The sequence below is a fragment of the Pseudomonas entomophila genome (assembly GCF_013523125.1).
Taxonomy (GTDB): domain Bacteria; phylum Pseudomonadota; class Gammaproteobacteria; order Pseudomonadales; family Pseudomonadaceae; genus Aquipseudomonas; species Aquipseudomonas entomophila_B.
The window spans coordinates 97,099-104,705 of sequence record NZ_JAAMQJ010000013.1 but is presented as its reverse complement, the minus strand read 5'-3'; the positions used below and the strand labels follow the sequence as shown (position 1 = coordinate 104,705).

At 65.8% G+C, this 7,607-nt stretch carries 4 protein-coding genes; all 4 read right to left on the bottom strand.

From position 1 onward, the window contains the following. Window positions 1-360: 360 nt before the first annotated feature. Window positions 361-1,800 (bottom strand): efflux transporter outer membrane subunit, encoded by a 1,440-nt coding sequence (locus tag G7007_RS09700; RefSeq protein ID WP_181101227.1) that lies wholly within the window; start codon window positions 1,798-1,800, stop codon window positions 361-363. Then, on the bottom strand, window positions 1,797-4,976 hold the full coding sequence (locus G7007_RS09695; protein ID WP_181101226.1) for an efflux RND transporter permease subunit: 3,180 nt from the start codon (window positions 4,974-4,976) through the stop codon (window positions 1,797-1,799). Before G7007_RS09695 ends, G7007_RS09700 begins: the two co-directional genes overlap by 4 nt. Before the next feature lie 13 nt (window positions 4,977-4,989). After that, window positions 4,990-6,225 (bottom strand): multidrug efflux RND transporter periplasmic adaptor subunit MexE, encoded by a 1,236-nt coding sequence (gene mexE, locus G7007_RS09690; RefSeq protein ID WP_181101224.1) that lies wholly within the window; start codon window positions 6,223-6,225, stop codon window positions 4,990-4,992. A 1,074-nt stretch (window positions 6,226-7,299) separates the two neighbouring features. Further along, entirely contained in the window at window positions 7,300-7,470 is a 171-nt protein-coding gene (locus G7007_RS09680; protein ID WP_181101220.1) for a hypothetical protein, read from the bottom strand. Window positions 7,471-7,607: the final 137 nt, after the last annotated feature.

Below are 7,607 nucleotides of genomic sequence, written 5' to 3'. Positions count from 1 at the left end.
GCATGATACAGACACGTGCAGTCCTCGTGTGGGAGCGGGCTTGCCCGCGATAGCGTCCGGGCCATCACCGCCTGCATCGCGGGCAAGCCCGCTCCCACACGGAGGGTGAACCGCTCTGCCAGATCACCAATCTGGTCCACATCGTATGAGGTAAAGACATCGAAAGGCCTGGCCCGGCAGTGGCTGCGCTTACAGGTGGACCACGGCGCTGATTGGACAGTCCGGCACGATCCCTTGGAGCGGCCCCCGCCGGGGCGCCGGACCGGCTGCGATGGGCCGCAAAGCGGCCCTGAAATCTGCGCAATCGACGCTAGATGATGAGCTTCTCAAAAAATCCAGCCTAACGCCGCTTGCCGCACGTTACCGCGCCGCCTGCAACACCGGGCCCGCACTTGCCGACCCCGGCGTCACATCCCAACCACCCCCCAGCGCCTTGTAGATCGCCACGACCCCACGGTACAGCTCCACCTCGCCCATGGCCTGGGCGTCTTCGGCGGCCAGGCGTTCGCGTTCGGCGTCGAGCAGCACCAGGTAGTCGACGGTGCCTTCGCGGTAGCGGATCGAGGCCAGGTCGGCGGCCTTGCGGCTAGCCTCGCTCTGGCGTATCAGGGCGCGCACCCGTTGCTGGCGCTTGCCGTAGTCGCTGAACGCGTTCGACGACTCTTCCAACGCCAGCAGCACCTGCTGCTCGTAGCTGGCCAGTGCGCCTTCGGCCTCGGCCTTGGCGCCGCGCAGGCGGGCCCGTACGCTGCCCAGGTCGAAGGCCGGCCAGGTGATGCTCGGGGCCAGCGCCCAGGCATTGGCCGCCGAGCTGCCGATCTGCGACCCGCGCCCGGCGGTGAAGCCCAGGAAGCCGCTGAGGCTGACCCGCGGGAACAGGTCGGCCGTGGCCACGCCGACCTCGGCCGTGGCGGCGGCCAACTGCCGTTCCGCGCGACGGATGTCCGGACGGCGGCGCAGCAGCTGAGCCGGGTCGCCCACCGGCAGCGCCTTGGCGATCGCTGGCAGGTGCTGGGGCGACAGGTCGATGCTCAGTTGCTCCGGGCGCTGCCCGAGCAGGGTGGCGATGCGGTTGCGCGCCCGGACCTGTTCGGCCTGCAGTTGCGGCAGGCTGGCCTCGACGGCGGCCAGGCGGGCGTCGGCGCGGACCACATCCAATTCGTTGCCGACCCCGGCGTCACGCAGGGTCTCGGTGATCCGGCGTGAGTCCTGCTGGGTCTTGAGGTTGTCGGCCGCGATGCGCTCGCGCAGCTGTGCGCCCCGCAATTGACCGTAGGCGTCCACCAGTTCGGCGATCAGGCTGACCTGCAACTGGCGCAGGTCAGCCTGGGCGGCGTCCTCACGGGCCTGGCTGGCTTCCAGCTGACGCTGGATGCGGCCGAACAGGTCCAGCTCCCAGGCCATGTCCAGACCCAGGTCGTAGCGCTCGCTGTTGACCCGCTGCTCGGTCTGGCCGGGGATCTGGCCCTTGCCCAGCGTGCTGCGGGCGCCACTGGTCACCACCGGCAGCGCGTCGTTGGCCACGTCCTCGCGAATGGAGCGCGCCGCCTTGAGCCGGGCGAAGGCCACGCGCAGGTCGCGGTTGCCGGTCAAAGAGGCCTGCACCAGGCGGTCCAGGGTCGGGTCCTCGAACTGGTGCCACCAGGCGCTCTCGAAACGCGCCGGGTCGAACGCGGCCGCGCCATGCACGGCCTCCAGACGCGCCGGCTCAGGCTGGGGTGCGTGGTAGTCGGGACCGACCGCACAGGCCGACAGGGCCAGCACCAGCAGGCTGGGAAGAAAAGGGGTGAACCGCATCATGCCTGGGTCTCCTGCAGCGGGGTGTGGGCGAGACGACGCGCCTGACGACGTTCGACGTGGCGGCGGATCAAGACGAAGAACACGGGCGTCAGGAACAGGCCGAACACCGTCACGCCGATCATCCCCGAGAACACCGCCACGCCCATCGCATGGCGCATCTCGGCGCCGGCACCGGAGGAGAACACCAGCGGCACCACGCCCATGATGAAGGCGATCGAGGTCATCAGGATCGGGCGCAGACGCAGGCGGCACGCCTCCAGCACCGCGGCCAGCGGGTCGAGGCCCTCGGCCTGTTTGTCCTTGGCGAACTCGACGATCAGGATGGCGTTCTTGCAGGCCAGCCCCACCAGCACGATCAGGCCGATCTGGGTGAAGATGTTGTTGTCACCGCCGGTGAGGATCACCCCGGTGATCGCCGACAGCAGGGTCATCGGCACGATCAGGATCACCGCCAGCGGCAGGCTCCAGCTCTCGTACTGCGCCGCCAGCACCAGGAAGGCCAGCAGCACGCACAACGGGAACACCAGCAGCGCGGTATTGCCGGCGAGGATTTGCTGGTAGGTCAGCTCGGTCCACTCGAAGGTCATGCCGTTGGGCAACTCGGCGGTCAGCAGGCGGGCCATGGCCGCCTCGGCCTGGCCTGAGCTATAGCCGGGCGCCGCCGCACCGTTGATCTCGGCGGTGATGAAGCCGTTGTAGTGCATGACCCGGTCAGGGCCCGAGGTGTCGCTGACCTTGAGGAAGGTCGCCAGCGGGATCATCTCGCCACGGTCGTTGCGCACCTTGAGCTGGCCGATCTGCTCGGCGTCCAGGCGGAACTGCTGCTCGGCCTGCACGTTGACCTGGTAGGTCCGACCGAAGCGGTTGAAGTCGTTGGTGTACAACGAGCCCAGGTAGATCTGCAGGGTGTCGAAGATGTCGTTGATCGCCACCCCGTGGGTCTTTGCCTTTTCCCGGTCGATGGCGGCATCGACCTGCGGCACGTTGACCTGGTAGCTGGTGAACAGCCCCGCCAGTTCCGGCACCTGCTGGCTCTTGGCGATGATGTTCTGGGTTTCATGGTACAGCGCTTCGTAGCCCAGGTTGCCCCGGTCCTCGACCTGCACGCGGAACCCGCCGATGGTGCCCAGGCCCTGCACCGGCGGTGGCGGGAAGATCGCGATGTAGGCGTCCTGGATGTCGGCGAACTTGGCGTTGAGCGCGGCGGCGATGGCTTGCGCCGACTGGCTCGGGTCCTTGCGCTGGTCGAACGGCTTGAGCGGGGTGAAGACGATGCCGCTGTTGGGGCTGTTGGTGAAGCCGTTGATCGACAGGCCCGGGAAGGCCACCGAATCGGCCACGCCCGGTTGCGCCAGGGCGATCTCGCTCATGCGCTTGATCACCGCCTCGGTGCGGTCCAGGCTGGCGGCATCGGGCAGTTGCGCGAAGGCCACCAGGTACTGCTTGTCCTGCGCCGGGACGAACCCGGTCGGGGTCGAGGCAAAGCCCAGGTAGGTCAGACCCATGAGCCCGGCGTAGACGAACAGCGCGATGCCGCTGGAGCGGATCACCCGGCGCACGCCGCCGACGTAGCGGTGGCTGGCACGGTCGAAGAAGCGGTTGAACGGGGCGAACAGCCAGCGGCCCAGCAGCTGGTCGAGCAGGCGCGAGAAACGGTCCTGCGGCGCGTGGTGGTCCTTGAGCAGCACGGCGGCCAGGGCCGGCGACAAGGTCAGCGAGTTGAACGCCGAGATCACCGTGGAAATGGCGATGGTCAAGGCGAACTGCTTGTAGAACTGCCCGGTCAGCCCGGAGATGAACGCTGCCGGCACGAACACCGCGCACAGCACCAGCGCCGTGGCGATGATCGGCCCGGTCACTTCGCCCATGGCCTTCTGCGTGGCTGGCACCGGCGCCAGGCCCAGGCCGATGTTGCGCTCGACGTTCTCCACCACCACGATGGCGTCGTCGACCACGATGCCGATGGCCAGTACCAGGCCGAACAGCGACAGGGCGTTGAGCGAGAAACCGAACAGGTGCATCACCGCGAAGGTGCCGATCAGCGAGACCGGCACGGCCAGCAGCGGGATGATCGATGCCCGCCAGGTCTGCAGGAACAGGATCACCACCAGCACCACCAGCACCAGGGCTTCGAACAGGGTGTGTACCACCGCTTCGATGGAGCCGCGGACGAACACCGTCGGGTCGTAGACGATGCTGTAGTCCATGCCTTCGGGGAACTCCTTCTTCAGCTCGGCCATCTTGGCGCGCACGTCGTTGGAGATGTCGATGGCGTTGGAGCCGGGGCGCTGGAAGATCGGCAGGGCCACCGCCGGCTGGTTGTTCAGCAACGAACGCAGGGCGTACTGGCTCGAGCCCAATTCGACCCGGGCGATATCCTTCAGGCGCGTGATCTCGCCATCGGCACCGGCGCGGATGATGATGTTCTCGAACTCCTCCTCGGTGACCAGGCGGCCCTGGGTATTGATCGACAGCTGGAAGCTCGAAGCCCCCGGCGCGGGCGGAGCGCCGAGCTGGCCGGCGGCGACCTGACGGTTCTGCTCACGGATCGCCGTGACCACGTCGCTGGCGGTCAGGTTGCGCGAGGCGGTCTTGTTCGGGTCCAGCCAGACACGCAGCGAATAGTCGCCCATGCCGAACAGCTGCACGTCGCCCACGCCGCCCAGGCGCGCCAGTTCATCCTTGATGTTGAGGATGGCGTAGTTGGACAGGTAGAGCATGTCGTAGCGGTTGTCCGGCGAGGTCAGGTGCACGACCATGGTCAGGTCCGGCGAGGCCTTGTCCACGGTGATGCCGATGCGCGTGACCTCCTCGGGCAGCTTGGGCTGGGTGCGGGTGACACGGTTTTGCACCTGCACCTGCGCGTTGTCCAGGTCGGTGCCCAGGGCGAAGGTGATGGTCAGCGTCAGCTTGCCGTCGGCGGTGGACTGCGAGGACATGTAGAGCATGTTCTCGACCCCGGTGATGGCCTGTTCCAGGGGCGCGGCGACGGTTTCACCGATGACCTTGGGGTTGGCGCCGGGGAAGTTGGCGCGCACCACCACGGTGGGCGGCACGACCTCGGGGTATTCGCTGATCGGCAGCTGGAACAGCGCGATGCTACCGGCGATCAGCAGGATCAGGGAAAGCACCGCGGCGAAGATCGGCCGGGTGATGAAGAAGCGTGAGAAGTTCATGGGGTTCGATCCTTCAGCCGCGCGGTGCCGGGGCACTGGCGAGTTTCACGGCGGCGGCGGGCTGACCGGCCTGGCTGGCCTGCAACGCCTGACGTTGACGGGCAAGCGCGGCCAGGGTCTCGTCGCTGGCCATCGGCGTGTCCTGAGGCGTAACGGCCGAGCCGGGACGGACCCGCTGCAGGCCCTTGACCACGATCCGGTCGCCCTTGTGCAAGCCGTCGCGGACGATGCGCAGGCCTTCGAGCTTGGGGCCCAGTTCGACGGTGCGGTAGCTGGCCTTGTTGTCGGCGTCCATCACCAGCACGAATTTCTTGCCCAAGTCGGTGCCCACAGCTTCGTCATTGATCAGCACCGCCGAATAGGTGGCGCTGCCGACCAGCTTCAGGCGCGCGTACAGGCCGGGGGTAAACTGGCCATCGCGGTTGTCGAACACCGCACGGCCACGGATGGTGCCGGTGCGCGGGTTGACCTGGTTGTCGACGAAGTTCATCTGTCCCAGGTGCGGCGTGCCGGCCTCGTTGGACAGGCCCAGGTAGACCGGGGTCGTCTGCCCGCGCTGGCCATTGCGCGCCAGTTGCGTGTACTTGAGGTAGACGCGCTCGTCGGCGTCGAAGTAGGCATAGACCTTGTCGGTGGAGACCACGCTGGTCAGCGGCGTGACGTCGGCAGTGACGATGTTGCCGGCGGTGAACTGGGCACGGCTGACGCGGCCGCTGATCGGTGCGGTGACGCGGGTGAAGCTCAGGTTCAGGCGGGCCAGGTCCAGCTGCGCCTGGATCGCCGCCACGCCGGCGCGTGCTTCGGCCGCAGCGCTGCTGCGCGATTCGGCCAGTTCGGCGGAGATGGCGTTGCTGCTGCGCAGGCGCTGGCCGCGCTGGGCTTCGTTCTCGCTGCGGCTGGCCGAGGCGCGGGCCTGTTGCAGTTGCGCTTCGAGCTGGCGGACCTGGGCCTGGAACGGGCGCGGATCGATCTGGAACAGCAGGTCGCCCTTGTTGACCTGGGCGCCTTCGGTGAAGGCCACGCGGTCGATCTGACCGGAGACGCGCGGGCGCACCTCGACGGTCTCGGGCGCTTCGAGGCGGCCGGTGAACTCGTCCCATTCGTTGATCGGTTGTTCCAGCACCTGGGCCACGCTGACCGTCGGTGCGCTGGCAGGCCGGGCGGTCTCCGGCGCCTGGCCGCATGCACTGATCACCACGGCCGCGAGAGCGGCCAGGGGAAAGCGCAGGGATGTGAGTGAATGTTCCATGGAAAAATCCGCCAGAGTGAAGAAAGTGGGCGGATTCTGCGCGGCGCGCGCGGAGCGAACGAATCGAATGGGGCGAAGGTTATTATCACTCGCAGTGATGGGTGGATAGGCAGGTATGCCTAACAGCCAGGGTGCTGTCCTGTGGGCGCTGCCCGACCCCAAAGCCATGCTTCTAAAATCCGTCCCAAACCCGGTGGGTTTGATTCGAAGCGCCATAAGTCCATCGAATGCCTGACAATTCGCTTCAATGCGCCTCGTAGGTCTACGGCATCTCCAGGAATCAGAAGAAACACTGTGTTTACGGAGTAGGTGCTTTTGTAGGCGCGCGCCTATACAACAGCCAGAAGCGTCTGGCAGACACGTGAACACCACCGCTGATAACGTTCGATTGTCTCAAGGCGAATGACGCTCACGCGTGTTCATCTGTCGTGTTGGACGCTGGGGCGCTAGGGTTCAATCTGACGCCGGAAACCCTTCGGCAGACGACGTTTTCCAACATTGAGGTAGGCGATGTGCTGAACGTTGAAGTGGAGCCGACGACGCGTGTAGTGGTCGATACGATGTTGAGAAGTCAGCGTTGACGTGAGGCAGTTGTCCATGAGGCGAGCCATGTCGCGAGGGCAGAGTTTGGTAAAACCTCATGTAAATGAGCGACGCAGAATCACTGGACCTTTCAGGGCAGGCGGTGATGGATCGGCCGCTATCGCGGGCAAGCCCGCTCCCACACAGGCTGTGTGAAAACGCTGAGCATCGGTACAGAGATCAAAAAACGACCGGAAAGCGCAACGCTACGTGATTCCCGGATTTGTTTGCCCCACAAGCTTCCTTAAAATCCACGTAGCGACGCGTACTTCGAATTCGTCGCCGAGTTTTCACACAGCCTGCACAGGTGGCGTCCCCATCGTGCCACTGCCTGCTTGAAATGAGTACCTGTGGGAGCTGGCTTGCCAGCGATAGGGCCTGTGCATTCACCTCAGGGCTGCCAGGCCAGTGTTCATTCTGTCGACGACTATGGTAGGGCTTACACCGCTATCGCGGGCAAGCCCCCCCACAAAGCCCGGGACAGCCTGCCCCTCACCCGCTGGACTGATCCTCCGGCGCCACTTGGCCTTCCGGCCAGTCGGGCCCTTTCTTGTGGGGTGGGTCGTCAGGGTGCGGGACATAGTCGCCAGGTTCCACATGGTCGACGTTATCGACATAGGGATCCTTCGGGTAATCCTGGTCCGGTTCGGTGGGGTCTGCCATGGCTGCTCTCCATCAATGAATGAGTGGCTTGCTTGCGTTAGGCTACAGACACGTCAAGCTGTTCACTTCCATCGGCGTACAGGGAACCGTCGCCCCCGATGGGTACTCCATTCCTGAACCGTTCGCGCCATCGAGGC

What these genes read in the sequence shown, in the direction of transcription:
- G7007_RS09700 (WP_181101227.1), bottom strand. Translation starts at nt 1,800, where the DNA reads ATGATGCGGTTCACCCCTTTTCTTCCCAGCCTGCTGGTGCTGGCCCTG.
- G7007_RS09695 (WP_181101226.1), bottom strand. Translation starts at nt 4,976, where the DNA reads ATGAACTTCTCACGCTTCTTCATCACCCGGCCGATCTTCGCCGCGGTG.
- mexE (WP_181101224.1), bottom strand. Translation starts at nt 6,225, where the DNA reads ATGGAACATTCACTCACATCCCTGCGCTTTCCCCTGGCCGCTCTCGCG.
- G7007_RS09680 (WP_181101220.1), bottom strand. Translation starts at nt 7,470, where the DNA reads ATGGCAGACCCCACCGAACCGGACCAGGATTACCCGAAGGATCCCTAT.